Source organism: Streptomyces sp. NPDC002793 (assembly GCF_040295485.1).
Taxonomy (GTDB): Bacteria; Actinomycetota; Actinomycetes; order Streptomycetales; family Streptomycetaceae; genus Streptomyces.
Map to the genome: position 1 here is coordinate 86,540 of NZ_JBEOVL010000006.1, position 25,792 is coordinate 112,331.

The window sequence follows — 25,792 nt, forward strand, 5'->3', positions numbered from 1 at the left end:
GGGCCCCGCCCCGCGCCTGCACCACAGGAACATCCCAGGACCGCCGGGGCGCGGGATCCACCGTAGGCGGCATCAAGGCCCAACAGAGAACGCGGAACATCTCGTCGAGAACCTGCCGCGCCCACTGACGAGCCCCGCTCGGAGACCGGCGCCTTGCGGCTCCCATAGTCCGCCAGGTACTCGTCGAGGACCTTCCCTCGCAGCGCACACTCGACCGCCTCGGCGGTACACGCGGAGAATTCCCGCTCACCGACCCGCGCCCGGACCGCCTTCGCGGCGCCTCCCGGCAGTGCGGATGGCGCCGCTTGGCCTCATCCCGGGCTGCCCTCCCTCAAGGGAGATAGGCATGGCAAGTGGCCAACCGGATCGCCGCGGTCCTCAGCGCCTCCCACCGGACGTTGACCGGGTGGAGGGCCCGGTTGTGCTCGGCGCGGGCCTCATGGGTGTCCTTCAGGCGAGAGTCTCAGCGGTGGCTGTCAGCACCGCGCGGCCGAGGATGTGGCCGGCCATGGTGAAGCCGAGGGCGGCCGGGGTGGCGTCGGCGGGGACGCCGATGGTGTCGACGTCGAGGGCATGCACCACGGTGAAGTAGCGGTGCGGGCCGTGTCCGGCCGGCGGGGCAGCGCCGATGAATCGGGCCGCGCGGGCGTCGTTGGGCAGCTGGAACGCACCCCCGGGCAGGCCCGAACCGGTGTCGTTGCCGGCTCCTTCGGGCAACTCGGTGACGGTGGCGGGGATGTCGGCGACCGCCCAGTGCCAGAACCCGGACCCGGTGGGAGCGTCGGGGTCGTAGACCGTGACGGCGTAGCTCTTGGTGCCTTCCGGGGCGCCGCTCCAAGAAAGCTGCGGGGAGACGTCCTTCCCGCCGGGTACGCCGGACAGGCCGGAGTACTGCTCGATCGGCCAGGGGGCGCCGTCGGTGACGGTGGTGCTGACAACGGTGAAGGAGACCGCCTCGGGGAGACGGGCAAAGGGGTCGTTGGAACTCATGGTGTGGTCCCTCTCAGGTGTGCTGTGGGTGGTGGTGATGCGGCCGACGGCCGTGGCGGCGCCAGGAGGCGACGTGGTCACGCCTCCGCTCACCACCGAGATCGACCATAACACTGATAATCGATTATCTTCCAGATCGTCTATTGTGTAGTCATGACCCAGACGACTCACACCTCACCCTCGGCGGGGAAGCAGATGCTCTCCGAGCAGGTCTACACACACCTGCGGGCCGCGATCATGCGCGGGGACCACGCCCCCGGTGATGCCCTCAAGCCTCAGGACCTCGCGAAAGAGCAGGGCGTGAGCCTGGCCGTCGTGCGTGAGGCACTCGTGCGGCTGGTCGGCGAGGGCCTCGCCGACCGGCTGCCCAACCGCGGCTTCGCCGTCCCGGCCCACTCCGACCGCCGCTGGCAGGAGATCGCGGAGGCCCGTCGGACGATCGAACCGGTCATGCTGCGCATGTCCATCGAACGCGGCGATGTGGACTGGGAAGCCCGCGTACGTGCCTCCCACCACCGTCTGACCCGCACTCCGGCGTACGTACCGGAGGAGGGCGAGCACTACAGCAACGCATGGGCCGAAGCCCACCGCCTCTTCCACCGCACCCTGCTGGAGGGCTGCGGCAACCTCGTCCTGCTGGAGACCTTCGAACGGATGTGGACCGCGAGCGAACTGGCCCGCCGCTGGTCGGCGCACCGCAACCCCGACCGGGACGGCGCCCTGGAGCATCGCCGACTGGAGGAGGCGGCCCTCGCCCGCGACGCCGACACCGCAGTCGAGGTCCTGACCCGGCACCTCACCCAGACCGCGACCGGACTGACCGACTGCCCCCACCACGAACCCACGAACGAAGCCTGATGCGCCCTGCCTGCCTGGCCGCACGACCGCACCTGATCACCTGAAACGGAGCCACAGCATGACCATCTTCGAAGCGAGCACGGGCCGTCACTGCCTCAACGCCGTCAACCCTCTACACGCATCCGTGTACTTCGCGCCGGAGCCGCAGGACGAACTCGCGGCACTCGGGCTGGAGCGCGGAGCCATGGTCTACCTCGCGAGCCGCGCGGCACCGCTCGGGGCCGTCGACGCGGGCACTGTCACAGCGACGTTCTACAACTTCAACCACGAGCATGTGCAGCGGTACATCCCCGCCGCGTGGACCGTCACCACACCGGCGGAGGTGCTCACGGCACGACTGCGCGGCGCGGACCGGACGCTGCGGCGGCTGCTCGGGAAGGAGGCCCTCACCTCCACGGAAATGACCGAGGCGGCCGAACTGGCGATGCGCGCCACCGAAGCCTGCCGCCGGGAGGCACGGCCGCTGTACGCCGCCAACGCCGACCTCCCCGTACCCGAAGAACCGCACCTGGCCCTGTGGCACGCCGCGACACTGCTGCGCGAACACCGGGGTGATGGTCACCTCGCCGCCCTGGCGATCGCAGGCCTGTCCGGCATCGAGGCGTTGGTCCTGCACAACGCCACCGGCACGGCACCGACATCGGCACTGTTCATGCGGACCCGCGGGTGGTCCGCGCGGCAGTGGGACACCACCCGGGACCAGTTGCGCGAGCGCGGCCTGCTGGACGAGGCAGGCAATCTCACGCAGGCGGGCACGGCCCTGCGCGGCGAGACCGAGGTGCTCACCGACCGCCTCGATGCCGCCCCGTACGACCACCTCGGCCCGGCCGCCACCGCACGCCTCACCGAACTGGCCGGCGGCTTCTCCAAAACCCTCAGGGCAGCGGGCGCCTTCCCTGCGGTGCACTTCGGCAAGGGCTGAGGGCCGGGGCCCGGCGCCCTCGTAGTAGCCACGGCCAGGTGGCGTGCAGTGCGCTCACCGCGCGCCCGCGTCGTGCCCATGTCCGCCCCTCCCAGGTAGTACACCGCGGCGGTCGAGCGGTACCTCACCGGCGCGGGCATCGCGAAGTCCTCCGCGCGGATCTACCGGATCACGTTGACGACGTGGGGGTGGATCCTCGCCGGTGAACCGGAGCCGACCGGGCCCGCCCGCCGGGGCGCGGGCTGACGAGATGGACGCCGACACCGTCCACCGGGAGCTGTCCATCGCACGTAAGGCGATCGGCTGGTGGCAGCGCCTTCGCAGTGCCCTGACGCACGAGGCGGAGGACGGCACCTCCACCCCCGATGCTGCGGGCCCGCTCCCGCCACGCATCCGTCCGCCCCCTTGGCGAACCGTCGGCGCGTACGACGGAGGGTGATCACACGAAGCGGAATCCGTAGCGCAGAGCTCCCGCCTGCGAAACCGCAGTTCCGGAGAGGGACATCCCAGCACCATCCCAGCACGGGCGTTCCATCCCAGCACCATGCAGGCCGGGCGCCCTCATGCACTCCCACGCAGCTTGCGTGCCACCACTCCGGCTCGCACCCTTTGAGGGGTGGGACGCTTCGTCGAGGGGGTAGCCGCATGGCGTGACGCACCTGCCTGCAACGGCTCCACTCGCTGGGCAGCAGGCGCCCCTCGATGGACCCGAAAGAAGGGGTCCGCCTGGCCCTTTACGCTCAGGATCCACACCGTGCGGCGTTCCCGGTCAGTCGGCGGTGCCGGGCTCCACGACCCACTCGGCTTGCACCCGGCTCACCGAGGCGATCATGTCGAAGTCGCCCTCGTAGTGCAGGACCGTGGCCCCATGCCGTTCTGCGGTTGCCGCGATGAGGACGTCGGCCAGCGACAGCGCCCGGTGAAAGCCGGCGTTCAGCGCCAGCGCCTGGATCGCGAGCGCCTGCTCGAACTCCTCGTCGTTGCAGGGCAAGTAGTCGAAACCACGGAGCAGGGTACGCAGGCGCAGCGCCTCGGGCTTTCCACGCGCCGAGTACAGCACCTCGTACTCGGTCGGGGCGCACACTGCTAGGAGTCCATCGCGGTCCAGCGCATCCAGCCGCGCCCGCACTGCCAGTGTGCCCCGGCGGGCCAGCGCGGACTTGTCGATGAGGTAGCGCCCTTTCACGCCGCCGAAGCCCCGTCTTCGCGCTTGAGCGAGCCGTCCGGATTCCGCGGCCCCGTCTGCGACCGGATCTCCGCGAACACGTCATCAAACTCACCATCGTCAATGGCATCGAACAGCTCCCGGCGCAGCCGCAGCCTCACCCCCTCCTCCATGGCCGCCCGCACAGCGGCGGCCTTCGTCCTCGTCCCATATACCCGCATCGCCTGCTCGACGATCTCCTCGTCCAGATCGATCACAGTCCTGGCCATCAGTTGTCCCTCCACAGCTCGACGCTCCAACAACGATATCAATTGGGAGTAAGAAATGGCATCAAAATGCTGGAGCGCGGCGAGGGTGCCTCGATCAGAGCCGGGAGCCTGACCTGGACCGGTTGATCAGCATTCCGATCGGCGAGCAACCTGGACGAACTCCCTGACCTGGGACTCGGCGAACGAATCGACGCCGCATTGCCGGAGCGGCCACTCCGCAAGACGTTGGAAGCCGGCAAGAACGAACTCGGGCACGGCAGACTGCGCTCCCCGCGACGATCGGCTCGTAGCCTCGGGAGGCTCATCAGAGTGGAACCTGGCACCGGCGGCGCATCCGCGTCCCGGCGCAAACCCAGCACGGTACGGATGACCAGGGATGACGACAGATGACGAGGGTCAGCTACCCCAGCACCATCCCGGCACGGGAAAAACAAAGGGCCCGACTCCGAAGAGTCGAGCCCTGTATGACCTGCATGTTTGCCAGATCAGCGACGTGGTGATCTGGCACCCGCTGCACGTTGAAGCGGAACGTTCAAAGGATCTCCTACTCCCCAGTGTTCGCAAGGGGTCTGCCCTTCCGGATCGTTGCTGGGTCAGCACCAAGTCAGCACCGTGTCGATCAGTCAGCACGTCACGCAGCGAGCGCCGTCGCCTGCTCCGCTGTCTGACGGGGAATCGATGGGCGTAGCGCCTCCTGCATGACATCCCGGCAGCGGTCCCACGCCTCCGGCACGAGGTGCCCGTACGTGTCGACAGTCGTCTTGATGTTGCGGTGGCCGAGCCAGCGGCTCACCTCGTGAATCGGGACGCCGTTCGCGAGCGCCGTCGAGGCGAAGAAGTGCCGCAGGGAGTGCGGCGTGCACTTCGGCTTTCCGTCCGGCTTCACGACACCGGCCGCCTTCAGCGCCTTGCGCCAGTGGTAGCCGTACGTCGAAGCCGTGGGCATCTTGCCCTTGCCCCGCTCGCGCGGGGCGAAGAGCGCCTCCAGGCCGTCGACCTCGACCGTCCCCCAGCGCTTCAGGTGCAGCCCGATCTCCTGGTCGAGGAAGAGCGGGGTGGGCACGTCCCGGAACTCCTCCGCCGTGCGGTGCTTCAGCGGTACGAAGCGTGTGACGCAGTTGCCCTGGTTCGCCTTGGCGCTGATCTGCCGACGCAGCCGGAGGAAGCCGTCCCTCTGACAGTCAGCAGAGAAGCCGAGGGCCTCACTGATGCGCAGCCCCGCACCTGCCTGGAGCCACACCGTGAGCCGGTACTGCTCGGACATGGCGGCAGCGATGGCGTACACCTCGGCCAACGTCGGGATCTCGTCCGGGTCGACCGCAGCGCCCGCCGTCTTGAGCGGCGGCACCTCGTCACACGGGCTGCCCGGTATACGGCGCTCCTTCACGGCCGCCGTCAACATGCTGCGCAGGATGTTCATGCGGTCATTGACCGTCGCGGCCGTCAGCCCACGCGCCACCATGCCGGCCTGAAGCTTCTTCACATCCGTGACGGTGAGGCCGGCGAGGGTGCGGGAGCCCAGTGCGGGGATCAGGTGGTTAGAGAGGATGCCCTGGTAGTTGCGGTGCGGCGCGTGGACTCGTTCACGGGGTGCTGCTCCAACCACTCCTCGGCCCACTTACGGAGCGAGACCCGGCCGAGCTGGTGGTCGATGTAGACACCCTCGCGCTTGTCGTTCTTTGCCTTGATGCCGAAGTCCTCGGCCTCCCGCTTGGTCGGGAACGACTTCTCCCGCTGCCGAGCACCACGCCCACCGGGCTCTCGGTACCGGACGGTCCACCGGTGCACGCAGCACGCCTGGTTGCGGCAGTCACACTTCTTCAGAACCTTGGCCAACGTCCATCCCTCTCAGAATCTCGATCGCCTTGCCGGTGAGCCGCCCGCCCGCCTTGCCCTCGACCTTGGTCAGGAACCCTCTCTGCCGGGCGGTGCGCAGGTGGCCCTTCAACGTGGCCTGCTTACTCCCGGTCCACACCTCCAGATCGTGGATGGGGGCCCTTCGCCCGACATCGACGCTCCGCACGTACAGAGCGGAGAGCACCGCCAGGTACTCGTCGGAGAGCCCACGGGGCAGACCTGCGAGTTGTTCCCGAAACCTCTCCACTGCCGTCTTTGCTGCGACAGCGGTCTCTGCGACCGAGGCCACATCCGCGGCGAAAGCAGCGGTGTCGATCTGCCGGAGCACCGTGGTGGAGACACCGCGGGCGATCTCCTGCGGGTCGCCGTCCTCGTGCGGCTCGATCCGGATCTCCTGCGGCCCGCCCGAGGAACCGGCCAGCGGGCGCCACAAGGTCACCTTCCACGAGCCGATACGCAGCGTCTGCTCGATCCCCTCACGCGTAGGAGGTCCATCGTCTTGGCCGTGAATGATCGCCATGCGACAGAACGTACGAGGCAGCACCTCACTCGTCAAGTCCAGACGTGACAGATCCGGTCTTGACAGAGCCAGACTGAATCAACGGGATGACGGTCAGTCGATCCCGCCTACCCGAGGAGAGCGCCTTTGGAGCCGAACCGAATGATGAGCGTCAATGACCTGGCCGACTACCTGGCAATGAAGCCCGCGTGGGTCTACAACAACCACCGCGCGCTCGGCATCCCGTCGCGCAAGATCGGCGGACACCTCCGATTCCGCAGGTCGGAAGTCGACCGCTGGATCGACCGGAACTGTCCCGCCGCCGCCTGACCTGCCCGAGCACTGCCCCGTACTCCCGAGAGAGAGGAGCACATGACCCCCGCCTCGACGGGGACCCCGGCGCCCTCGCGCCACCACCGAAAGGACCGACCAACACCCGTGGGAGCCATCACCACCAAGGGGCGCAAGCTCCACGAGATCGAGCACGTCCCGTACGAGCAGGCATTCCTCATCGGCGACCTGCTCACCACCAACATCACCATGCTCGCCGGCGAACCCAAGGCCGGAAAGACGCTCCTGACCGCCGGGATGTCCGTCGCCCTCCTGAACGGGGCCGACGAGTTCCTCGGCCTGCCCGTCCTGCGGCCCTGCCGCCACATCGTCTTCGGCCTCACCGACGACGGCGCCGAGGGGGAACTCCGCGAGCGCCTTCACGGGGCGGTCCCCGAGGACTCCGTCACCGTCTTCCCCGTGGAGGACACCGCCCAGACCGGCTACTGGCAGGGCGTCCACGACGACCTCGTAGCGCTCGGAGCCGACCTCTTCGTCCTCGACAACGTGCTCGGAGCCCTCGGCGACGGCGAGGACGTCGCCTCCTCCGTGACGGCCCGGAACACCATCGACAAGCTCAAGCCGATCAGCCGGTCCGGCATCCCCGTACTCGCCGTCACCCACACCCCGAAGGGCAACGGCGAGGGACTCACCACCGCCTCCGCCCCGATCGGCGGACGCGCGATGGCCGGAGGCGTCCGCGGTGTCATCGCCCTCCGCAAGTCCAAGAAGGGCCGGAGCATCCAGACCGCGATCAACCGGGCACGGGAAGACCTTGACCTGCGCGTCGACGTACGCCCGGCCAGCGAGTCCAGCGAAGTCCCCGTCTGGCAACGAGTGGAATCGGAACTCAAGGCCGTCAGCCTGCCCACGCCGAAGCCCTGGGACGAGGACCTCATCACGCGGATCATCGAGGAACAGCCGGAAGAGGAGTCGGCGCTCGCGCTGTCCAAGCGCTACGCGCCCATCGTCGACAGAAAGCCCGAGACCGTACGGCCGAAGCTCAGGGACGCCCTGGAGCGTGTCGACGGGCGCTGGGTCAGAAGGTTCGCCGACACCGCCTGAGCCCTGGTGGTGGTGACGCCTCCCCCTTACAGGACGTGTCACCACCAGCTACCTCGCTCCGCTCGGCAAGCCTCGCTCCTCGCTTCACTTACGTAAGTACGTCAGGTCTCTGGACTCTGGCGGCCTCCGGCCGACCAGCACGCAGACCGCTGGCGAACTGCAAAGCCCGAAGTCGTTCAGCGGCGAGGGAACAACCAGAAGGAGCGGCCCCCCTCTGGGGGCCGACATGGCGAAGCCACTTACGTACTTGCAGGCAGTGGCGAAGAAGTCAGGCAAGATTTTGCGAGAAGTCGGCGGCGGAGCCGCCGTCGGCATGAAGAACTTGAAGTCCAAGGCTCACCTCTCGTACAGCCCTTCGCCGTCGCTTGTTTCTGGGCCGCCGTGGCGGCCCCCCTCGGCCTTACGCTTGGGCCTTCCTCGTGCTCCTCATCGCCGTTGCGTGCGACCTGCTACGCCCAGTCATCATCGCCTCTGGGGTCGATGGCGACGCGGAGGTCTGCACCGATTGTGTGCCCCGGATGTGATCGAGTCCGACGAGGTCAACTGCGGCGACCCGGAGCGGACCCAGCGCCCGGCCGGGCCGAGAGCCGGGCATCGTCAAAGACAGCAAGCCTCTGACGGGCCGCGTAGCGTCCGGCAACGCCGAAGACGCCCTACTCTCGACCCCTACCGTAGGGCCATGGACAAGTTCGACACGAGCCTTCGATTCGCCCTCCAGGCCACCGGCGCCGAGCTGGCCGAGGAGCCGCCGGTTCCTGACACTCCGCTCGCCCGCGTGCTGGCGTTCGCCGCCGAGCATGACGAGGACGCCGTGACCGAGGAGCACATCGAGCTGGCCAAACAGGGTCGAATGTAGCTCTCGCCTCTCGCCTCTCGCCTCGCGGTGGGGGAGGATGATCCCGTTCCTGCACTCGAACGAGGCCTCAGGGTACGGGAGTTGAGGTTGTGAATGTGTTGCTCGGCGTGCCGAGTGCGCCGTACCGTGACCGCGTGGCAACCTTCAACCAGCACAATCAGACTGTCGGCGTTCAGCACAACGCCGAGAACATGATCGTCGGATCGTCGGCGTCGATGGCCGACATCGCTGCTGGGCTGGACGCCGTTCTGGCGCAGGCTCACCAGACGGAGCCGCCCCTTCCTCCCGAGGTACAGGCGGAGCTGGAAGCCGCGCGTGTTGCAGCAGAGTCTGGCGACGCCGCTGAGACGGGAGGGCGGCTGCGGCGAGTGCTTGAGATGGGCAGCCTGGCCACTGGCATCGGAGCGCAGGTCGCCGCCATGCTTGGGGGGCTTGGTGGGTGAGTTCGATCAACAGAGTCAGCAGGTAGGGGTTCAGTTCAATGCCGCTCGCCAGACGGTGGAAGAAGCGGTATTCGGTAACAAGTACTCGATCACTGTCGAGCACCAGGCCGACTCGCCAGAGCGACGCGCCGCCAGAGAGATGTACGTGAGCATGGTACGAATTTCCGAATGCACCTTGAAGACGTGGAACTACGCAGTCACCGTTGGCGACCGTGACCCCAACGAGCTGCTGCAACTTCGGCACTACATGAGCGCGCACAGCAGCCATTTGGAAGATCAGCTCCTCCATTACCGAGCCGCAGCCCCGTCATCGACAGAAGAGGCTGGGGCCAGAATCATGCACGATCGGTTCGTCGAAGCGGTGAATGACATCCTTTCGCTGGCAGCCAGATGGGCCGTCGAGAGCCTTCAGGCTCCGAGAGACCTGCTCGCGGAAGAACTCTGGCCGGAGGTCGAGGGGGCGGCACAGACCATGGAGATGATGAGGGAGCAGTTCCTGCTCAAGGTCGTGAGGCCTTGGCCACCTCCGAAGGTGTCGTGAGGTCTCGGCCGACCTTGAACGCCCTTGAAACCGTGGCGCGACCTTGGCCGGTAAGACCCGGCGGTGCGGAGAACGCCTTCAGGGGGTCATCCCCCACCCCCGTCTCGCCCTCGCGTACGGCACCGCACACCCGGACAGCACAGCGCCCCCGCCAGCCACGATGAGACCGACGAGGGCTTTGGACCGGCGCGATCCGGCTTTGTTGATCGCTGCCCCTCGGCGCGCCGAAACGTCACCTCAAGGGCGACCAGGCCCGACGGTGACACCGGTCAGGCAACGTGCGGATCCGCCCCGCGCAAGATGCAGAGATCGTCGCCGAAGACCGCGGAGATCTGGATGCTGCCGCCCAGCGCCTCCACGTAGCGCGCAATCGCCTCGACCGTGGACACCTCGCCCCGCTCGATCTGCGACACCCGGCTCTTGGTCACGCCCATCCGCTCGGCCAGCTCGGCCTGGGTCAGCGCCAGCGCCGCGCGACGGTCGGCCAGCCGGTGGCCGTCGATGTACGCCTGGTTCCGCTTCCGGGCCCAGGCGACCGCCTCCTCGCCACCGGCCTCGGCCACCACCTCGGCCCGGACATCACTCCACTTCCGGTAACCCGTCATCGCTTCTCCCCTTCCTCTGCTTCCCGCTCCTTCAGGTACTCCGCGTACAGTTCCTCCGCCCGCGGGATGGCCTGCTTGTACCAGCCGGACCAGTTCCCCGACTTGTCGCCACCGAGCAGCAGGATCGCCGACCTCCACGGATCGAACGCGAAGATGATCCGGATCTCCGACCGCCCCGCCGATCCGGGTCTCAGCTCCTTCAGGTTGTGCACCACGGAGCCCTCCAACCGGTCGACGAGCGGTCTCCCCATCCCCGGCCCGCCGTCGGCCAAGCGGTCAATGGCGTCGACGACCTGCGCTTCGGATCCCGCTTCCAGCCCATGGATCCAGGTCAGGCACTCATCCGTTACACGGATCTCCCACTCCTCCACACCTGAAGTGTAGCGAATCCTCTACTTCGCGGGGCGCGATCACCGAGCGGCTCGACCGGCATCGCGACTCAGCTCGTCGCCTCACCAGAAGGACCTCACGCCTCTCGCATCCCAGGTCAGCGCAGCTCAGACCCTGTCGTCAGGGTCAGCACCAAGTCAGCACGCTCCCCAGAAAAGGCCGGAATCCGCAGGAGAAAACAGGAAAGGGCCAGACCCGAAGACCTGGCCCCTGACCTGGGGTTCCCTACCTTGACCGGCCACTTCGGCCGGTCAAGGAATCAGGCGTCACACGTTGAAGCGGAACGTCTGCGGTCTGATCCTGACCTGCGGCGGAGCACTGTCCAGGGCTCTTACCTGGGGTTTCCTCGTTGGCATACGTTGGCTCCCGACGGCCGTTTACGGGTGTCCTGCGGACTGGCTGCGGACTGGCCGGGGATCCCGAGGCAGAGAAATCCATGGCACACCGGCGGGACCTGGAACGAGACTGCGCGGGTGAGCGACTCCTACCCCTGTCCCTGCTGCGGGCACCGCGTGTTCGACGACGTGCCCGGCTCGTACGAGATCTGTCCCATCTGTTTCTGGGAGGACGACGGACTCCAATTCCGCTTGCCGACCATGGCAGGCGGGGCGAACAAGGTCTCCCTGATCGAGGCCCAGCGCAACTACCAGGACTTCGGCGCCTGCGACGAGCACGGTCGACGGTTCGTCCGCCCGCCGGCCGAGGATGAGCCGCTCGACCCCGCCTGGCGCCCTATCGACCTGACACGCGACTCCTTCGAGGACTGGGCAGCCGAGGACCGCGCCCCGTGGCCCGAGGACCTCTCGGTGCTCTGCTGGTGGCTCCCCACTTTCTGGCGCCGGGACCACCCATGACCACCCACATCGCGAGACTCATCCAGCAGCTCGACGACTCGACCGGCCCGTCGTACGACGCTCGCGCGGAACTGATCTACATCGGCTCCGACGCCATCCCCGCCATCATCGACGGACTGCCCTCCCTCGACCGCTTCGGCCAGCTGACCGCCATCGAGGTCTTCGAAGAGGTGGCGGACCCACGCTGCGGCCCCGCCCTGATCGCCCTCCTGGGCAGCGACGACTCCACCGTCCGGGAATGGGCGGCGATGGCCCTGGCGAGCCTGAAGATCGACGGCGCGGTTGAGCCCGTGCGTCACGCCTATCGCGCCTGCCTGGAACGGGCGACGCCACCGGACTGGAGTGAGCCGGAAGGCATCCGCTGGGCCCTGACCGAACTCAGCGCACGCAGCCCTGTCGTCCCGCCGCTCACCGCGCGCCTACGAGCCACCGCTGCGGACGACGCCCTGGGCTGGCGCTCGGCCCGCTTCGCCGAGATCATCAACGACCTGGCCGACCACGCCCAGGTGATCCTCTACTCCCAGTTCTGGCGAGTGGACGCCGACCGCACGTACGGCGTCCCCGGCCCCGGCCTGGACTGGGAACTCGACTGGACCGCGCCCTGGGAGCACCTGGTCGAAGAGTCCCGCGCGTGGTCCCTGCTGGAAGCCTTCGAAGCCCCCGTCGGCGACAACATTTTCGTCGCCCCCACTTGGATCGACCGGACCGACCTGCACCCGGAGAGGTGACCGATGCCGTCCCAGCACCCCTAGTGATCGGCTACAGCCATGTGATCGAGCGCTACGTGACGAGGAAGGGCTCAGACCACCCGCGCTACCACGAACCGACCTCCGCCAAAGAATGGACGGGGAACAACGGAGAGCGAAAGAGGCAACAGGCAACGACGCCGAACCCCGATTCTCCGGGCGCGCGTCGTGCCAGACTCACTCTCGGATGCGAAACGAAACGACGCCGTCACAGCGGGTGTTCACCGTCGGGTTTCGTGTCGCTCGGTGGTCGTCGGATGACGGCTCCCCGTGAGGGCGGACGGCTCTCGCGGGCACTGTTCAAGGGGAGGTTGACGATGAGCACGACTTTACGTTTCGGCCCGGAACTTCGCCGATTACGAGTGGAGGCGGGGCTGACTCTGACCGAGTTCTCCGTGGCGCTCAACTACGACAAGGGACACCTCAGCAAGGTCGAGCGCGGGGAGCGTTCCGCTTCACCCGAACTGGCCCGGCGGTGCGACGCCTTCCTCGGCGCGGACGGCGAGTTACAGCGCCTGGTCACCCGTCCCGAGACGGACGCGGGCTCGAGCACCGCTGAATCCCCCGCCAGTCCGAGGCGCTGGCTCGTTGGACGCCGGGCGGTCCTCTCGGCGGGTACGGGAGCGCTGATCGACCTCGGACTGAAACTCGGCGGTCAGGCGCTGTCCTCCACCGACGACCCTCTCCTGCCCTCCTTCCGTATGCAGTTCGACCAGCTGCGGAAGCTCGGCCAGTCCACCCCGCCCAGGGTCCTACTGCCCCTGCTGGAAACGCAGACCCGCATGATCGCCGGGCTGGCTGCCGACGCCCGGTCCGTTTCTCGGGCCCCTGCGCTCCTGCTCGCCTCGCGGTTTGCGGAGTTCACCGGCTGGATGGCCCAGGAGGCCGGGGACAGCGACGCGGCACTCGGCTGGACGGGCGAGGCCGCCGAACTGGCGCGCGCCGGGGGTGACCCGTACCTCGGTTCCTACGCACTGGTGCGACGCGCCCTGGTCACGATGTACGGCGGGGACGCCACTGGCACCGTCGCCCTGGCCCGCCGCGCCCAGAGCAGCGAACTCCCGCCGCGCATCCGGGGACTCGCGGCCCAACGGGAGGCCCAGGGGCACGCGCTCGTCGGCAACGAAGTCGACTGCCTCCGCAGCCTCGACAGGGCGCGGGAACTGCTCGCCAGCGACGACGCCCGCAACGGCGCCGAGCCCGTGATCGGCACCTCCCATGTGAGCGATCCGGCGGCGATGTCGACCGGCTGGTGCCTGCACGACCTCGGCCGCCCCAAGTCCGCCGCCGAGGTACTCGACAGGGAGTACCGCCGCCTCCCGCCGCACGCGCTACGCACCCGCGCTCGGTACGGCTTCCGCCGGTCCTTGGCCCATGCCGCTTCCGGGGAGGTCGAGCACGCGTGCGCGATCGCCGGGGATCTCCTGGGAATGATGCCGGCCGTTCCGTCGGCGACGGTGAACAGCGACGTTCGGCGTCTCGCACGGGAACTCTCCCGGTTCCGGAGCAGCCGCGCCGTACGTGATCTGCAGCCCGCGCTGGCACGCGTACTCGCCCCTGCGCACGACTGACAGCCGTTTCACGACCGACACAGACGTAAGGCTGCCCGGCTCGCCGGTCTGCCACTACCCGGTCTCTCCGGCCCTCCGGATCCGACGATCCCCGGCGGGACCCTCTGATGACCGCTCGACACGTCGCATCGCCCTCCGACTTCTTCGGGCTGCCCGCGACCAGTGACGCACCAGGCTGCGCCCCTCCATCCGCACGCCCACCGTGGATGCGCCATGCCGTCACGGGCGGGACCTCACTGCCCGGGCGAACCGGAGCCCCGGTTCACAGCCCCGTGCCCGTTCACCCCGTCTTCCCCTCATGAAGGGAACCTTCATGCCCGACGTCTTCGTCAACTACCGCACAGGCGATGAGGAGACCGCAGCGACCATGATCGCTCGGGAACTCGCCCGCCGGTTCGGTGACGAGCGAATCTTCTTCGCCAGCAATTCGATCGAGCCCGGACGCCGTTTCCCGGTAGAACTGGTCAGGGCGGTGGAGGAGTGCGAGGCTCTCCTCGCCGTGATCGGTCCGCGCTGGGCGGAGGTGCGGGGCGCCGACGGCCGCCCCGCCTTCGAAGCCGAGCAAGACTGGACCCGTCGCGAGATCCAGACCGCGCTCGACCGCGGGGTCCTGGTGATCCCCGTGCTCGTCGGAAAGGCCACGAGGATCGACCGCGCCGTCCTTCCGGACGTTCTGCTGGAGCTGGCGGACTGCCAGTACAGGCGGTTCGACCACCGCAACGCCGAATCGGACCTGACGGCGCTCGGCGACACTCTCGCCCGGCTCCTGCCCGAGCTGGGTGCGGTGGACCAGGACGCCCGTGCGGTGCGGGACCGGATGGAGGCGAAGTCCCGCGAGAAGCTGGAACGGGACACCGGGCACACCAGGATGCGGACGCGTGACGTCGAGCAGCGCGTGCGCGGCGGCATCGGAAATCTCAACGGAGACCTGTCCGGCACCTTCGTCAACGAGCCGCAGGGGCCTGTGAACACCGGTCGGGGTCATCAGTACAACGCACCTCACTTCGAGGGTGACAACACCGGGGTCCAGTTCACGGCGGGCGACAACAGCGGTACGGTCCACCAGCGCTTCGAGCGCGAGCGCCGGCACTCGGACGACGGACGATGACCGAGCAGGACCGCGTCACCGTCAACGATCCGCGCGGCCCGGTGAACAACGGCGAGGGGCACCAGTACGTCTTCTACGGTGTCAGCGCGGACTGGATGATCCGCAAAGGGGTCGAGTCCCTCCGGATCACCCGCGAGGACCGGGTGCGTCTGGCCGATCGGTTCGTTCCACCGGTGGGCTACCGCGTTGCCGCCGACCATCTGGAGAAGCCCGGATCGGTGGTGCTGCTGGAAGGGCCACCCGGCAGCGGCCGCCGCGCCGCAGCGATCATGCTGCTGCACGGGTTCGGGGAGGACCGGGGCGCCGCCGAGGAGGGGGTCCGGTTCGAGGAGCTTCCCATCACAGGCAAGGACGAGAGTCCTCTGGTTCCCGGCATGGGGGACCGTTTCCTCCTCGATCTCTCCGGAATCGCTGATGAGGAAATGTACGACAAGGCCCAGCGCCGCCTGGCCGTGCGCCGGTCACAGGTTCAGGAGGCGGGGGCCCACATGGTCGTCATCCTGCCGTCGGGCATGGAGCACGCCCACCCGCCGGACCTGGAATCGCACACGGTGAGGCTGGGACGCCCCAGGGGCATCGCCGTCATCACCCGGTACCTCCGCATGGACCGGATGCTCTTCCGCCCCGCGGACCTGGGGAGCACCGACCTCCAGCACCTGTGCGACCGCTCCCCCATGCGGGAACTGGCGCGGCTCGCGGGACTGGCGACGGCCGCTCGCGACAGCGGCCGGTTCGGCGCCGACTTCGCGGGATGGCTCGACCAGGCGATGCACGCGGTGACCGACCGTGCCGGCGAGGTGGGTCGACAGGTGGCCGCGGTCCGCACCACACCCGAGCGGGCCCTGCTGCTCGCGACGGCGATGTTCGAGGAGGCCCGCGCCGACACCGTCTACGAGGCGTGGCACAGTCTGATGAAGACGGTGAGGCACGAGGAGGAGGCGACGACCGAGCTCGCGCGGACGGATTTCGGAGAGCGGTTGGTGGGACTCGGGATCGAGCGGGATCCGGACGGACGGCTCCGCTTCGAACGGCTGGTCTACGCCGACGCGGTACGGACGTACTTCTGGGCGAACTTCCCCGGGGTACGCGACGACCTCAGGGACTGGATCGGCAGCGCCGCCGGGCTGCGCGGTCTGACCACCGACGACCGGGTGAACATCGTCATCCGCTTCGGCGAGCGAGCCCTGGCCGTCGGGCGGCCCGACCACCTCTTCGACCTCGTGGAGCGCTGGGCGGACCGCACGACCGGAACGCCCTGCGACCTGCAAGCCGTGGCGGCCCTCGAACTCGGTCTCGGCCACGAGAGGTTCGGGGGATGGTTCCGCAAGCGGATGTACGAGTGCGTCGTGAGATCCGGCTCCTTGTCGGACGGTCTCGCCCGTGTCCTGACCACAGCCTGCATCCAGAGCCTCAGCGCGACTCACCCGGATCAGGCAGTGGTACGGCTGCACTACCTCGCCGTAGGAGAGGGGGAGGCGGCGCGCGAGGCCCGGGAAGCGCTTCTCGACCTCGTCGGCCGCGACCGCCGGCTCTACCGACTGTTGATCGACCGCTTGCGAGACCGGGCGCGTCGGGAGCCGCACGGGGCAGAGCCCCATCTCCAGCTGCTCATGGTGCTGTTGAGGAGCGACCGGGCGCCTGACCCGCCGACGTGGCCGGACCTGTTCCTCGGCTGGGAGGCGGTGTTCTCCCAGCCGCCGACGGAGCTCTGGAACCCGCTGGTGAGCCGCTGGCTGAACACCGTGGCGGGCGACAGCACGCAGAAGATGGCGCTGGACGTGATGGTTGGAGCGACGCGCGGCCGCGCGGCCGCCCTCCACCGTCTCTACACCATCACCTGCGGCTGGGCTGGGTCCGCGCGCCACCCGTCCCGGGCAGCGGTCGCCGCCCTTTTCTGGCAGTACATCGACCACGTGCAGTACGGCCGCACGGAGCGTGCGGACGCCGGACCACGGACCACGGAAGAGGCACGATGAGACACCGTCTTCCCCGCTTGTTGTTCGTCGCTTTCTGCGGCCTCGCACCGGCTGTGCTCGGAAACCTCCTGCACTGGTCGGCGTGGCTGTGGGGCTTCATGTCCATGGTCACGGCCTCGGGCTCCCTACTGCTCGTGATGACGGTCCTCAGCAGTGGCCGGGCGGCGGCCGACTCGTACGAGTCCAGGGAACCCGAGCCGCCCGCAGCGCCGGTGGAGCAGCCGTACCAGGAGACACGGGTGATCGACGCGGTGCTGCCGAGCGCGACGGACGGCTACGACTTCCTCTTCTCCGCCACCGTGTGGTGGAAACCTGTTCCCGACCACGCCGGCCGATCCGACGACGCCTCCCCGGCCCTCGCCGCCGCCTCGGTCGTCAGCCGGGCCCGGGAGGCCGTCCGCCACGAGGAGCCCGGCCGGGCGAGCTTCGCGCAGTATCTCCTGGACGGGGAGTTGGGCGTCCCGCTCCCGGACCGGAACGAACGGGTGAAGGCTCTGGCGGCCGATGTGACCCTGGCCCTCGCTCCCGCCGACCGCGAGCGCCTGCGGAAGCTGAACGATCTTCGCAAGGACGAGGAGATCTGGGAGTACGAGCGCCAGCACGAGCGCAACAAGCGGCGCTACCTCGGCGACGACGTGCTCAAGAGTGCGGGCAGCGCGGTGGTGTGGTGGCTGGCCCGCCACGAGAACGAGATCGAGAAGGCGGTCCACATGATCGGCCCGCTCGCCCAGATCGCGGCGGCGGCCAACGACGAGGAAGTGCCCGAGCTCTTCCGCCACCTGCTCGTTCCGCCCGTGGGCGCGCGGAGCGAGGCGACCGTCGGGGGACCGCTGTGGGACGAGAGTGGCCTCGGAGGGGAGATGTTCGGCCGCGAGGAGGAAGTGGGGGTCCCGGATCGGCTGCGTCTGTTGCTGACCGCTGCGGGCCTCAAGCCGGACATGGACGGGTACACGGTTTTCGTACACCGTGTGATGCGATTCCTGAAGGCGGAGGGGCTGGACGAGGCCGCCGACGAGATCAGGCGGGCCTTTGGCCTGGCCCCCCACGAGGGGCCAGAGGGCGACCCTTCTGACGAGGGGGACACCACGGGGCCCTGGCCGCCCCGCTCCCCAGCACATGAAGGCCCGCCGTTCACCCACACGGCTGCGCACCCGGATGCCGACGGGGGCGCGGGCACGTTCACGCCCTGGACGGCGGAGAGCAGCGCAAACGACAGGAACAGAGACCAGTGGGAGACCGGCGAGGACGATCTGACGTCCCCACACCTGTGGGGCCCCTCGCACAGCCCGCACCGGCCCGCCGAACCCCGCACACGGGACGAGGACGGGAACTGATCCGATAGAGGGTCGACTCTCCGAGGTTCCCCTTCGCCGCACACCGCCGCAGGGGATCCCTTCCCGTCCCGAGACAAGACAGGTCGGAAGGAGCCCGGCCTCGAAAGACCAGGCTCCTTCCGATCTCCACATTTGCTAGATCATCCACGTGGTGGTGTCATCCACTAGACGTTCAAGCCCAGCGCCTGACCAGGCACTTCGCTGTTTGGTTGCGTTGGCCTGCAACGGTCGCTTTGCGAGCATCCTGCGGACTGTGGAGGCAGCGGGCATCACATCGTCACCGGTTCGGCGGAACGCTTTCAGTGAGCTCTTGGTACGCGTCCATGACGTCGCCCACGTGCAGCGTAGTGACCTCGTCTTGAGACGGGACCCCGGAGCTGCCATGCAAGTCGAACACACGCAGGTCCCGCACTGCGGCAGCCTTCCTAGCGAGTTCGCGCGCGAAACGACCATTGCCAAGCCGATCGATCAAGCCATCGGTGACGGCAAGGTCACATGACGTGCGCAGCGCAACCACTGCCTCCTCAGTAAGGACGTCGCCTTGGGCTCCCAGGAATGACTCCGCGATCAATACCAGCTCGTCAGCCGAATAGGCGGGGAAATCCACCCGAGTGTTGAAGCGGGAGGCAAGACCCGGATTAGTGGACAGGAGCTCGGCGATCTCGTTCGAATATCCGGCAAGAACCACAACCAGGCGGTGCCTGTCATCCTCGGCCCGCTTGAGAAGCACCTGTAGGGCTTCCTTACCGAAGGCGTCACCACCGGAGTACCCGGTGTTGGACAGTGCGTACGCCTCGTCGATGAAGAGAACGCCGTCCAGGGCCTCATCGATGATCTTTGATGTCTTGATCGCCGTCTCTCCGAGGTGCTGTCCCACGAGGTCAACGCGCTGGGCCTCGACGACGTGGCCTCGGGCCAGCAAGCCAAGCCCTGCGAAGATCTTGCCTACGACGCGGGCCACCGTGGTCTTGCCTGTGCCGGGCGGCCCGGCAAATACCAAGTGCTGTGGAGCTGGCGCCGCAGCCAGACCCTGACCTCTTCGCACCGCCGCCATCCTCAGCTGTGCCGACATGCTCCGCACCTGGCGTTTCACCGGGGTCAGGCCGACCATCTCGTCCAGTTCGGCCATAGCCTCGTCCAGCAATGCCGAACGTTCCTCGTCGCTCAGGGTGGCACCGGAGGAGTGCTCACGCCGTTCCTGCGCAACCCCAGCGGCCTGGGCGGGCACGCGCGCAGCAGGCGAGGCCACGACCTTCGCCCGCTGGGCCACATCGCCCAAGGTCGGGCTGTACCGGAAGGCTGTCTGGAATTGCTTCAGAGCTTCCTCAGCCCGGCCGAGCTGCTCATACGCACGGCCACGCAGGTAAGCCACCTCCCCGAGATAGCCGGCATTGTCAGCCAGCGCTTGCGGGAGCGGGTTCAACACGTTGAGTGCCTCATGGGATACGCCTTGGGCGATGAGACTGGCCGCCACGCAGAGCTGCGACTCGTCCCGCAGGAAGGAGTTTCGGATTCCCTCGGCAAAGGTCAGAAGAAGTGGCCAGTCCTTCTTCAGGACGGCGTAGCGTGCGCAGACAAAGCGGGTCTCGTCACAGTCGAGCACGGCGTGGGAGAGCATGTTCCATGCTTGATCGAGTAGGCCGTCGTCCAAGAACTTCGCCGCCCTCGCGAGCCACAGATCGCGGGGCGTCTCTAAACGGAAGTTCACATAGCCCCCGATCTGGAACCGCGAGGACAACGGGGTCTGAAGCTTCGTGCGCATGGCGCCGAAGGACTGGGCTTGACCGTGCATGGCCTCGATCGCCTGGCCCTGGAGCTGTCCCGTCGCATGCAGTCCCAGCCAAGCGTCAGCGGCAAGCGGGTTGTACTCGACGGCCGCGCGAAAGGATTCAGCCGCAGCGGCCCGATTACCCATCCTCAGCTGCGCAACCCCTTGGAGCCACGCTTGCTCGCAATTCTTGATCGAACGCCGTGATACGGACTGCCCCTGCACCCAGGTCTCCACTGCTGTCGTTGGTTGATTCAAGATTCGCCCGTCTTGGACAGGCGGACTAGTTCCACCCGTCAAGTGATACCTGAGAGTTGCCACCCAAGTACTGATGCAGAGCGCTGGCGGTGGTGTCCACGAAGTTCTCGGGGATGGCGTCGGCGTCAACCCAGCGGACCTGGGAGTGCTTGCGGGGTTCGCGGTTTTCGGGTTCGCCGGTCCATTCGTGGGCAGCGAACACGACGGTGAGGAAGCCGTTGGGGGCTTCGACGCCCCAGGCGCCGTGGATGATGTGGGCGACCTTGAGGGACTCGGGCCTCACGGTGAGGCCGGTCTCCTCGTAAAGCTCGCGGACCGCGGTCTCGGTGATGGGCTCGCCCGGTTCACTCTTGCCTACGGGGAGGTCCCACTGGCCCTGGGCGAACTTGGCGTTCTCGCTGCGCTGGAGGAGCACGACGCGGTTGGTGGCCTTGTCATGGACGATGACGGCCGCGACCAGCAGGGTCATCGATTCGAGCGCCGGCTTGAGGGCTTGGGAGCGGTCGTCGGTCTGCTGAGCCACGGGGGTTCCCTTCGTCAGGCGGGTTGTTGGGCATGTTAGGCGAGGGCCTCGCGAGCGCGGCGAGCGAGATCGGCGGCACCGGGTACCTTGCGCCGCTGGTAGACCGCGAGCGTGGAGCGGATCGAGGTGATCGCCTTGCGGGTGCGGTCGGAGGTCATGCCCTCCATGAGGACCAGGGCCTGGGTCCAGGCCGCGACAGCTTCGTCGGCACGGGCTTGGGCGGCGAGGCTGTCGCCGAGGTCGGCGTGGGTGAGGGCGTGGACTCGCTTGTACTTCTCCGGGTCCCAGCGGGTGAGCGCGTCGCGGTGCTGCTGTTCCGTACCGATGTGGTCGGCGAGGTCGGTCAGCGTGCGGGCGGTGTGGCTGGACACGGTGCCGGCTGCTGGGCCGCTGACGCGGGAGAAGCTGGGCTGGGGCCCGTCTTCGCGCAGGAGTGCGTCTTCGGCGGCGAGGAGAGCACGGGCTGCCAACGGGTTCTCGCCAACGGCTGCATAAGCGCGGGCGTGCGTGATGTGGAGGAGCGCTTCCGTCTGGCCGTCTACGTGGCCGAGGCCGCGGGTGAGGGCTCCCTTAACGAGGTCCACGCAGTGGTGGGGTTGCTTGAGGCTGAGGGACTGGTGGGCGAGGGCGCGCATCATCCAGGCGGCATGGCCGTGGGGGTCGGCTTCGCAGGCGAGCTGGTAGCCGACCTGGTAGTAGCGCTGGGCAGCGCCTTCGTGTCCAAGGTCGTGGTGCTTCCACCCTGCGAGGTAGGCGAGTTCGGCGACGGCGCCGAAGGCGGCCTGGCGTAAGGCTTCTGTGGGGAAGCGGCCGCGCAGCATGGGGGCTGCCGTGTCGGCGAGGTACGCGGTGACCGTGGTCAGGCCGTGCCCGCCACCGAGCCGTTCGTCGGCGGCGCTGAAGGCTGCCGTGATCTGTCGTACGACGTCGATGTCGTCGCTGCCGACGAGGGAGCGGGCAGTGCGGGCGCGGAGCATCCGCGAGGTGGCTTCGTGGTCGTGCAGGAGCGGCATGGCCACGCCGGCCGTGGTGAAGGCGGCGATGGCGAGGAAGCGGCGGCGCTCGACGTCCGCGCGACCGAGGTCGGTGGCCGCGGTGACGGGGTCGGTGTCCGGTGGCGACTCCGTGTCGGGTGAGTGGAGGCCGAGCTCGGTTCGGGTGACGACGCGTCCCAGCCGCCGGGAGAGGGCTTCGGCGAGGTACTGGCCTGCCTGGCCGGTCGGTGTGCGGGCACCGACCACCCAGTGGGAGATGGCCGACTTGTTGGTCTGGAGCAGTTCGCCGTTCTCGGCGGCGATGCGGCGTAGGTCCTTGGCGAGTGCCTCGTACGTGCACCCGGCGGCGTTGATCGTGTCGCGCAGGCGGGAGTTGGCGCTGGTCGGTGCCGGCACGATCGCCTCCGCTCCGGATCCGTAAACCGTGTATACCGCTTGGCCTCGCTCACACCGTACCCACTCTGCGTAGCGGACGGTTCACTTATCGACAGCCGCCCCACTCACGGCATCGCGGGCCGGGCGGCCCCCAAGTTCCGTACGCCCTAACGGGCTCGGGCATTCCTGTGCCCCGGGCCCGGACGATCAGAGACGGAGACACGGTGACCACCATCGACACCGCGACCATCACGGTCGAGCTGCCCGACGCCTTCGACCCGCGCTGGAACCGCCTGCCTGGCATCCAGGTGGACGGCCGGCGCATCATCATCAACCCGGCCGAGTACTTCTTCCGCTTCGAGTCCAGCACCTGGCTCGTCGCCGACTGGGACTTGGTGAAGGCCCAGCTCCTCGACGTGGACGAGACGACCGAGAGCGCGGTCGAGCAGCTCGCGCTCGACTTCATCAAGAACCACGGCGAGTCCAACTCCGACGCGGCCCGCGTGCTGGCGACGGCGTACGGGGTGTACACGTACCTCTTCCGCGAGGAACACCTGGCCGGCCTCGGCCTCCCGCAGGTCACCGCCGACCACCTGCGCATGCTGCGCGAGGCAGCGACGTTGATGGCGCTCAACAAGGTCGAGCTGGACGGGCACATCTCCAACGTCGGCCCGTGCTGGTTCTTCCCCGCCGCCACTTCCGTCGTCTTCGACCTGGACGACGAGACAGGCGGAATGCTGGACGAGGTCTACCACGGCGGCTGGTTCAACGAGCACCGCCGGATCGAGTCCATCAAAGCCCACGCCGCGCTCGGCGGCCGACTGGTGCACGGCTGCCAGTCCGTGCCGGACCAGTCCGGCGGCGTCGTCGCACCCTACGGTGCCTCGATGGCCAACTTCCGTGACGATCTGGCCGAGTTCAAGGCGGGCTGGATCGAGCAGGTCTACGCCCACCGCGTGACCCCAGCCGAGTAACCCTGCCCCCAGTACGGCTCCGGGGCGGGCCAGCTCGCGCGCGCCCGCCCCGGAGCCCACCAGTCCCCTGGAGACCCCCATGGCCCAGAGCCTGTCCGCCACCCTGCTGAACGACCTGTGCGCTCTCATCGGCAAGCCCCTCCCCGAACGTACCGAGATTCGCGTCTGGGGCATGTCCGGCGTCGAACGCGTCACCTTCCCTGACAGCACCACGGCCGTCTTCAAATACGCCAAGGAACCCTTCGACCGCGAGGCCCAGGCCCTGCGATTGGCCTACCAGCGACGGCTCCCGGTCCCCGCCCTCCACGCCACCGCCATGCAGGACAAGTGGCTCGGGATGCTCATGGACGACCTCGGCACCCCCGTACGGGACGCCGACGACCTCGACGGCGTCGCCGCCGCCGTGATGCTCCATGCCGCCCGCCCGGCGGGCGGTCTGCCCCTCCTCGACGGTGCCGGCCTCGCAGCCCTGCCCGGCCGAGCCCTCGATCACCTCCAGCGGCTGCGAAAAGCCGACCGATGGACGGACTGCGACGACATCGAGACCGCGCTGGGGAAGATCTCCGCCGCGGCCGAGGCCCGCGTCCAGGGTGCGACGCTCGACCCGTTCGGCTGGGTGCACTCCGAGTTCCACCCCACGAGCGTCCACATCGGGGAGAACGGTTGGCATCTCCTCGACTTCGCACGCGCCTTCACCGGGCCCGGCCTGATCGACCTTGCCTCGTACCACGGCGCCACCGACGTGCCGAGCCCCTTCCGACTGCGGGTGCTCCTAGAGCAATACGTCACCGCAGGCGGTCATGAAGACGCTCTCGCCGCCCGGGGCGGCCTGACCGCCGAGGCATGGGCCCTGGGCTGGCATCGGATGTGGGCCGTGGAGTGGTTCATGGAGCAGGCCATCCGCTGGATCGACGACCCGGCCAAGGACCCCGCGTACATCCCCGTTGTCCGCCGCCACCTGAACGACGTGATCCAACTCCTGGAGGTCTAGGTGCTCGCCCAGATTTCCCCCTGGTACGCCCACGCAGCCCAGCGCACAGCCGCTGCTCCCGCGCACGCCCTCAGCGCACCGGCCCGGATGGAATGGAGCACCCACGCGGGCATCGGTCCCGGCGCCGAGATCCTGGGCCGGGACCTGTGCGGCAAACGCGTCCTGGAGCTGGGCTGCGGCCCCGGCCACAACGTGGCCCACCTCGCGAAGCACCACCAGGCCCGCGTCACCGGTGTGGACCTGGTCGGCCTCCAGGTACGCCGCGCGCGCTCCCACTATGGCCACATCGACGGCGCCACGTTCGCCGCCGGCCACGCACTGCACCACCTGCAGGCCACTGGCCGGACCTTCGACGCGATCTACTCCGTCTTCGGTGCCGTCGGCCTCGTCGCCCCCGAGCTCCTCCTCACCGCCGTTTCCCGACGCCTGAAGCCTGGCGGTGTCCTGGCCTTCTCCGTCCCTCACCCGGCACGGGCCGGAAGACATCCATCCACGGACGACCGTCCGCGCGAGGACTACGTCACCATGCCCGACCGGACCCGACTGCCCCTCACTCGATGGGAGTTCGACGCCCGCCGCTGGGGAGCCCACCTCTCCAGGGCGGGCCTGGGCGTCACCTCGACGGTGGAGCTGCGGCACCCGCGCCGTGACCCGTGGCCCACCACCCTCCTGATCACCGCCCGTAAACGCTGACCGACGGAGGCACCGATGACCCTGCCCTACCTGCTTCTCGACATCGACGGCGTCCTCATACCGTTCCCGGCCGCCGACGGGAGCACCCCGCCCACCCACGTCCGCCACACCGTCCTGCCCACCGGCCGGCACCCCGACGACCCTGTCGCCATCTGGCTCGACCCTCGGCAGAGCAGCATTCTCACCGACCTCCTGACCAGCGGACTCGTCACCCCGGTGTGGTGCACGAGCTGGCGCAAGGACGCCAACACGATCATCGGCCCTCTCCTGGGACTGCCCGACTTCCCTTACCTCGACCTGCCTCGTCCCCAGATCACCACCAGTCACCCCGACGGCTACCTCTGGAAACGAGACCACGTCGACGTCTGGCTGGCAGACACCCCCGCCGTCTGGATCGACGACGACTTCACCAGCCTCGACCATGAATGGGCAGCAGAGCGCACCGCCAAGGGGACGCCGACCCTCCTCGTTCAGCCAGACCCACACCTCGGGCTGCAGCCCGAGCACCTGACCGAGCTCACGACATGGGTCTCGTAGTTACCCACAGCCCGCGCCGTCTGACGACTGATCCCCTCGCTGCCACGAGCAGCGAGGGCACCAGCGTGTTGCTCGAGCGTCTGCCGTCTGCGGTCTTTGGCGGGGATCGGCACCGCTGATGTCGGAGTCGGCTGGAACACTGCGGCCGTGATCAACGAAACAACCCCGGACCTTCCTGATACTCCCGCCGGTTCCCTGCCACCCACAGCACAGGCTGAACTCCCCGACATCGCCTGGGAGGAGCTGCCGCACGTCTGTACGGGTCAGCACAGTGTGCGTGACACACCGGACATCCTCGG

29 protein-coding genes and 1 pseudogene are annotated in these 25,792 nt (G+C 68.3%); 18 read left to right on the plus strand and 12 right to left on the minus strand.

Going from position 1 to position 25,792, the window contains the following annotated elements; genetic code table 11:
• Positions 1 to 94: 94 nt before the first annotated feature.
• Positions 95 to 290 (minus strand): annotated as a pseudogene (locus ABT001_RS07765) (hypothetical protein); the annotation flags it as partial.
• 160 nt (positions 291 to 450) lie between these two features.
• Positions 451 to 990, minus strand: a complete 540-nt coding sequence (locus ABT001_RS07770; protein WP_351273855.1) for a YbhB/YbcL family Raf kinase inhibitor-like protein — start codon at positions 988 to 990, stop codon at positions 451 to 453.
• Between the two features lie 153 nt (positions 991 to 1,143).
• On the opposite strand from ABT001_RS07770, the gene ABT001_RS07775 reads away from it, so the two are divergent.
• From ABT001_RS07775 to ABT001_RS07785, 3 genes are all read left to right on the plus strand, one after another.
• Complete coding sequence (locus ABT001_RS07775; RefSeq protein WP_351273857.1) at positions 1,144 to 1,848, plus strand: GntR family transcriptional regulator; 705 nt, start codon at positions 1,144 to 1,146, stop codon at positions 1,846 to 1,848.
• A gap of 58 nt (positions 1,849 to 1,906) precedes the next feature.
• On the plus strand, positions 1,907 to 2,770 hold the full coding sequence (locus ABT001_RS07780; RefSeq protein WP_351273859.1) for an SCO6745 family protein: 864 nt from the start codon (positions 1,907 to 1,909) through the stop codon (positions 2,768 to 2,770).
• Between the two features lie 202 nt (positions 2,771 to 2,972).
• Positions 2,973 to 3,209 (plus strand): hypothetical protein, encoded by a 237-nt coding sequence (locus ABT001_RS07785; RefSeq protein ID WP_351273862.1) that lies wholly within the window; start codon positions 2,973 to 2,975, stop codon positions 3,207 to 3,209.
• A gap of 330 nt (positions 3,210 to 3,539) precedes the next feature.
• On the opposite strand, the gene ABT001_RS07790 is transcribed toward ABT001_RS07785, so the two are convergent.
• The 5 genes from ABT001_RS07790 to ABT001_RS07810 all read right to left on the minus strand — a co-directional run bounded on the left by ABT001_RS07790 (position 3,540) and on the right by ABT001_RS07810 (position 6,581).
• On the minus strand, positions 3,540 to 3,956 hold the full coding sequence (locus ABT001_RS07790) for a PIN domain nuclease (RefSeq protein WP_351273865.1): 417 nt from the start codon (positions 3,954 to 3,956) through the stop codon (positions 3,540 to 3,542).
• The gene (locus ABT001_RS07795; RefSeq protein ID WP_351273867.1) at positions 3,953 to 4,204 is read right to left on the minus strand and encodes a type II toxin-antitoxin system VapB family antitoxin; all 252 of its coding nucleotides are present in this window, start codon (positions 4,202 to 4,204) and stop codon (positions 3,953 to 3,955) included. The genes ABT001_RS07790 and ABT001_RS07795 overlap by 4 nt, the downstream gene beginning before the upstream one ends.
• A 631-nt stretch (positions 4,205 to 4,835) precedes the next feature.
• The gene (locus ABT001_RS07800) at positions 4,836 to 5,687 is read right to left on the minus strand and encodes a tyrosine-type recombinase/integrase (RefSeq protein WP_351273870.1); all 852 of its coding nucleotides are present in this window, start codon (positions 5,685 to 5,687) and stop codon (positions 4,836 to 4,838) included.
• A gap of 47 nt (positions 5,688 to 5,734) precedes the next feature.
• Positions 5,735 to 6,040 (minus strand): hypothetical protein, encoded by a 306-nt coding sequence (locus ABT001_RS07805; RefSeq protein WP_351273873.1) that lies wholly within the window; start codon positions 6,038 to 6,040, stop codon positions 5,735 to 5,737.
• Entirely contained in the window at positions 6,015 to 6,581 is a 567-nt protein-coding gene (locus ABT001_RS07810; RefSeq protein ID WP_351273876.1) for a hypothetical protein, read from the minus strand. The genes ABT001_RS07805 and ABT001_RS07810 overlap by 26 nt, the downstream gene beginning before the upstream one ends.
• 126 nt (positions 6,582 to 6,707) lie before the next feature.
• On the opposite strand from ABT001_RS07810, the gene ABT001_RS07815 reads away from it, so the two are divergent.
• The 5 genes from ABT001_RS07815 to ABT001_RS07835 all read left to right on the plus strand — a co-directional run bounded on the left by ABT001_RS07815 (position 6,708) and on the right by ABT001_RS07835 (position 9,795).
• Positions 6,708 to 6,890, plus strand: a complete 183-nt coding sequence (locus ABT001_RS07815) for a helix-turn-helix domain-containing protein (RefSeq protein WP_351273879.1) — start codon at positions 6,708 to 6,710, stop codon at positions 6,888 to 6,890.
• 108 nt (positions 6,891 to 6,998) lie between these two features.
• Positions 6,999 to 7,955 (plus strand): AAA family ATPase, encoded by a 957-nt coding sequence (locus ABT001_RS07820; protein WP_351273881.1) that lies wholly within the window; start codon positions 6,999 to 7,001, stop codon positions 7,953 to 7,955.
• Between the two features lie 679 nt (positions 7,956 to 8,634).
• Complete coding sequence (locus ABT001_RS07825) at positions 8,635 to 8,811, plus strand: hypothetical protein (protein ID WP_351273883.1); 177 nt, start codon at positions 8,635 to 8,637, stop codon at positions 8,809 to 8,811.
• Positions 8,812 to 8,945: 134 nt separating this feature from the next.
• Entirely contained in the window at positions 8,946 to 9,254 is a 309-nt protein-coding gene (locus ABT001_RS07830; RefSeq protein WP_351273886.1) for a hypothetical protein, read from the plus strand.
• Entirely contained in the window at positions 9,247 to 9,795 is a 549-nt protein-coding gene (locus tag ABT001_RS07835) for a hypothetical protein (RefSeq protein WP_351273889.1), read from the plus strand. The genes ABT001_RS07830 and ABT001_RS07835 overlap by 8 nt, the downstream gene beginning before the upstream one ends.
• Positions 9,796 to 10,064: 269 nt before the next feature.
• Here ABT001_RS07835 and ABT001_RS07840 read toward each other — a convergent pair whose 3' ends face one another.
• Positions 10,065 to 10,400 (minus strand): helix-turn-helix domain-containing protein, encoded by a 336-nt coding sequence (locus ABT001_RS07840; protein WP_351273892.1) that lies wholly within the window; start codon positions 10,398 to 10,400, stop codon positions 10,065 to 10,067.
• The gene (locus tag ABT001_RS07845) at positions 10,397 to 10,771 is read right to left on the minus strand and encodes a type II toxin-antitoxin system RelE/ParE family toxin (RefSeq protein WP_351273895.1); all 375 of its coding nucleotides are present in this window, start codon (positions 10,769 to 10,771) and stop codon (positions 10,397 to 10,399) included. Before ABT001_RS07845 ends, ABT001_RS07840 begins: the two co-directional genes overlap by 4 nt.
• Before the next feature lie 492 nt (positions 10,772 to 11,263).
• Here ABT001_RS07845 and ABT001_RS07850 point away from each other — a divergent pair, with 492 nt between their 5' ends.
• The 6 genes from ABT001_RS07850 to ABT001_RS07875 all read left to right on the plus strand — a co-directional run bounded on the left by ABT001_RS07850 (position 11,264) and on the right by ABT001_RS07875 (position 18,379).
• Complete coding sequence (locus tag ABT001_RS07850; RefSeq protein ID WP_351273898.1) at positions 11,264 to 11,644, plus strand: CPCC family cysteine-rich protein; 381 nt, start codon at positions 11,264 to 11,266, stop codon at positions 11,642 to 11,644.
• Positions 11,641 to 12,372, plus strand: a complete 732-nt coding sequence (locus ABT001_RS07855) for a HEAT repeat domain-containing protein (RefSeq protein WP_351273900.1) — start codon at positions 11,641 to 11,643, stop codon at positions 12,370 to 12,372. The genes ABT001_RS07850 and ABT001_RS07855 overlap by 4 nt, the downstream gene beginning before the upstream one ends.
• 335 nt (positions 12,373 to 12,707) lie before the next feature.
• On the plus strand, positions 12,708 to 13,961 hold the full coding sequence (locus tag ABT001_RS07860) for a helix-turn-helix domain-containing protein (RefSeq protein WP_351273903.1): 1,254 nt from the start codon (positions 12,708 to 12,710) through the stop codon (positions 13,959 to 13,961).
• 313 nt (positions 13,962 to 14,274) lie between these two features.
• Positions 14,275 to 15,069, plus strand: coding sequence for a toll/interleukin-1 receptor domain-containing protein (locus tag ABT001_RS07865; RefSeq protein WP_351273906.1), 795 nt, complete (start codon positions 14,275 to 14,277; stop codon positions 15,067 to 15,069).
• Positions 15,066 to 17,045 (plus strand): hypothetical protein, encoded by a 1,980-nt coding sequence (locus ABT001_RS07870; protein ID WP_351273909.1) that lies wholly within the window; start codon positions 15,066 to 15,068, stop codon positions 17,043 to 17,045. Before ABT001_RS07865 ends, ABT001_RS07870 begins: the two co-directional genes overlap by 4 nt.
• Positions 17,042 to 18,379 carry a hypothetical protein gene (locus ABT001_RS07875; protein ID WP_351273912.1) on the plus strand — a complete coding sequence of 446 codons (1,338 nt, stop codon included), beginning with the start codon at positions 17,042 to 17,044 and terminating at the stop codon, positions 18,377 to 18,379. Before ABT001_RS07870 ends, ABT001_RS07875 begins: the two co-directional genes overlap by 4 nt.
• A gap of 277 nt (positions 18,380 to 18,656) precedes the next feature.
• Here ABT001_RS07875 and ABT001_RS07880 read toward each other — a convergent pair whose 3' ends face one another.
• The 3 genes from ABT001_RS07880 to ABT001_RS07890 all read right to left on the minus strand — a co-directional run bounded on the left by ABT001_RS07880 (position 18,657) and on the right by ABT001_RS07890 (position 22,319).
• The gene (locus ABT001_RS07880; RefSeq protein ID WP_502967441.1) at positions 18,657 to 20,342 is read right to left on the minus strand and encodes an AAA family ATPase; all 1,686 of its coding nucleotides are present in this window, start codon (positions 20,340 to 20,342) and stop codon (positions 18,657 to 18,659) included.
• An 88-nt stretch (positions 20,343 to 20,430) separates the two neighbouring features.
• Positions 20,431 to 20,928 (minus strand): NUDIX domain-containing protein, encoded by a 498-nt coding sequence (locus ABT001_RS07885; RefSeq protein WP_351273918.1) that lies wholly within the window; start codon positions 20,926 to 20,928, stop codon positions 20,431 to 20,433.
• Between the two features lie 35 nt (positions 20,929 to 20,963).
• Complete coding sequence (locus ABT001_RS07890; RefSeq protein ID WP_351273921.1) at positions 20,964 to 22,319, minus strand: NsdA family TPR-like regulatory protein; 1,356 nt, start codon at positions 22,317 to 22,319, stop codon at positions 20,964 to 20,966.
• A 203-nt stretch (positions 22,320 to 22,522) separates the two neighbouring features.
• On the opposite strand from ABT001_RS07890, the gene ABT001_RS07895 reads away from it, so the two are divergent.
• The 4 genes from ABT001_RS07895 to ABT001_RS07910 all read left to right on the plus strand — a co-directional run bounded on the left by ABT001_RS07895 (position 22,523) and on the right by ABT001_RS07910 (position 25,493).
• Positions 22,523 to 23,272, plus strand: coding sequence for a hypothetical protein (locus tag ABT001_RS07895; RefSeq protein WP_329420032.1), 750 nt, complete (start codon positions 22,523 to 22,525; stop codon positions 23,270 to 23,272).
• A gap of 79 nt (positions 23,273 to 23,351) precedes the next feature.
• Positions 23,352 to 24,263 carry a phosphotransferase family protein gene (locus tag ABT001_RS07900; RefSeq protein ID WP_351273925.1) on the plus strand — a complete coding sequence of 304 codons (912 nt, stop codon included), beginning with the start codon at positions 23,352 to 23,354 and terminating at the stop codon, positions 24,261 to 24,263.
• Positions 24,264 to 24,956 (plus strand): SAM-dependent methyltransferase, encoded by a 693-nt coding sequence (locus ABT001_RS07905; RefSeq protein WP_351273928.1) that lies wholly within the window; start codon positions 24,264 to 24,266, stop codon positions 24,954 to 24,956.
• Positions 24,957 to 24,971: 15 nt separating this feature from the next.
• Positions 24,972 to 25,493, plus strand: a complete 522-nt coding sequence (locus ABT001_RS07910) for an HAD domain-containing protein (RefSeq protein ID WP_322983850.1) — start codon at positions 24,972 to 24,974, stop codon at positions 25,491 to 25,493.
• The last annotated feature ends 299 nt before the right edge of the window (positions 25,494 to 25,792 follow it).

Coding starts and splice junctions, on each gene's coding strand:
- ABT001_RS07770 (WP_351273855.1), bottom strand. CDS start 990: ATGAGTTCCAACGACCCCTTTGCCCGTCTCCCCGAGGCGGTCTCCTTC.
- ABT001_RS07775 (WP_351273857.1), top strand. CDS start 1,144: ATGACCCAGACGACTCACACCTCACCCTCGGCGGGGAAGCAGATGCTC.
- ABT001_RS07780 (WP_351273859.1), top strand. CDS start 1,907: ATGACCATCTTCGAAGCGAGCACGGGCCGTCACTGCCTCAACGCCGTC.
- ABT001_RS07795 (WP_351273867.1), bottom strand. CDS start 4,204: ATGGCCAGGACTGTGATCGATCTGGACGAGGAGATCGTCGAGCAGGCG.
- ABT001_RS07810 (WP_351273876.1), bottom strand. CDS start 6,581: ATGGCGATCATTCACGGCCAAGACGATGGACCTCCTACGCGTGAGGGG.
- ABT001_RS07825 (WP_351273883.1), top strand. CDS start 8,635: ATGGACAAGTTCGACACGAGCCTTCGATTCGCCCTCCAGGCCACCGGC.
- ABT001_RS07840 (WP_351273892.1), bottom strand. CDS start 10,400: ATGACGGGTTACCGGAAGTGGAGTGATGTCCGGGCCGAGGTGGTGGCC.
- ABT001_RS07855 (WP_351273900.1), top strand. CDS start 11,641: ATGACCACCCACATCGCGAGACTCATCCAGCAGCTCGACGACTCGACC.
- ABT001_RS07860 (WP_351273903.1), top strand. CDS start 12,708: ATGAGCACGACTTTACGTTTCGGCCCGGAACTTCGCCGATTACGAGTG.
- ABT001_RS07865 (WP_351273906.1), top strand. CDS start 14,275: ATGCCCGACGTCTTCGTCAACTACCGCACAGGCGATGAGGAGACCGCA.
- ABT001_RS07870 (WP_351273909.1), top strand. CDS start 15,066: ATGACCGAGCAGGACCGCGTCACCGTCAACGATCCGCGCGGCCCGGTG.
- ABT001_RS07875 (WP_351273912.1), top strand. CDS start 17,042: ATGAGACACCGTCTTCCCCGCTTGTTGTTCGTCGCTTTCTGCGGCCTC.
- ABT001_RS07900 (WP_351273925.1), top strand. CDS start 23,352: ATGGCCCAGAGCCTGTCCGCCACCCTGCTGAACGACCTGTGCGCTCTC.
- ABT001_RS07910 (WP_322983850.1), top strand. CDS start 24,972: ATGACCCTGCCCTACCTGCTTCTCGACATCGACGGCGTCCTCATACCG.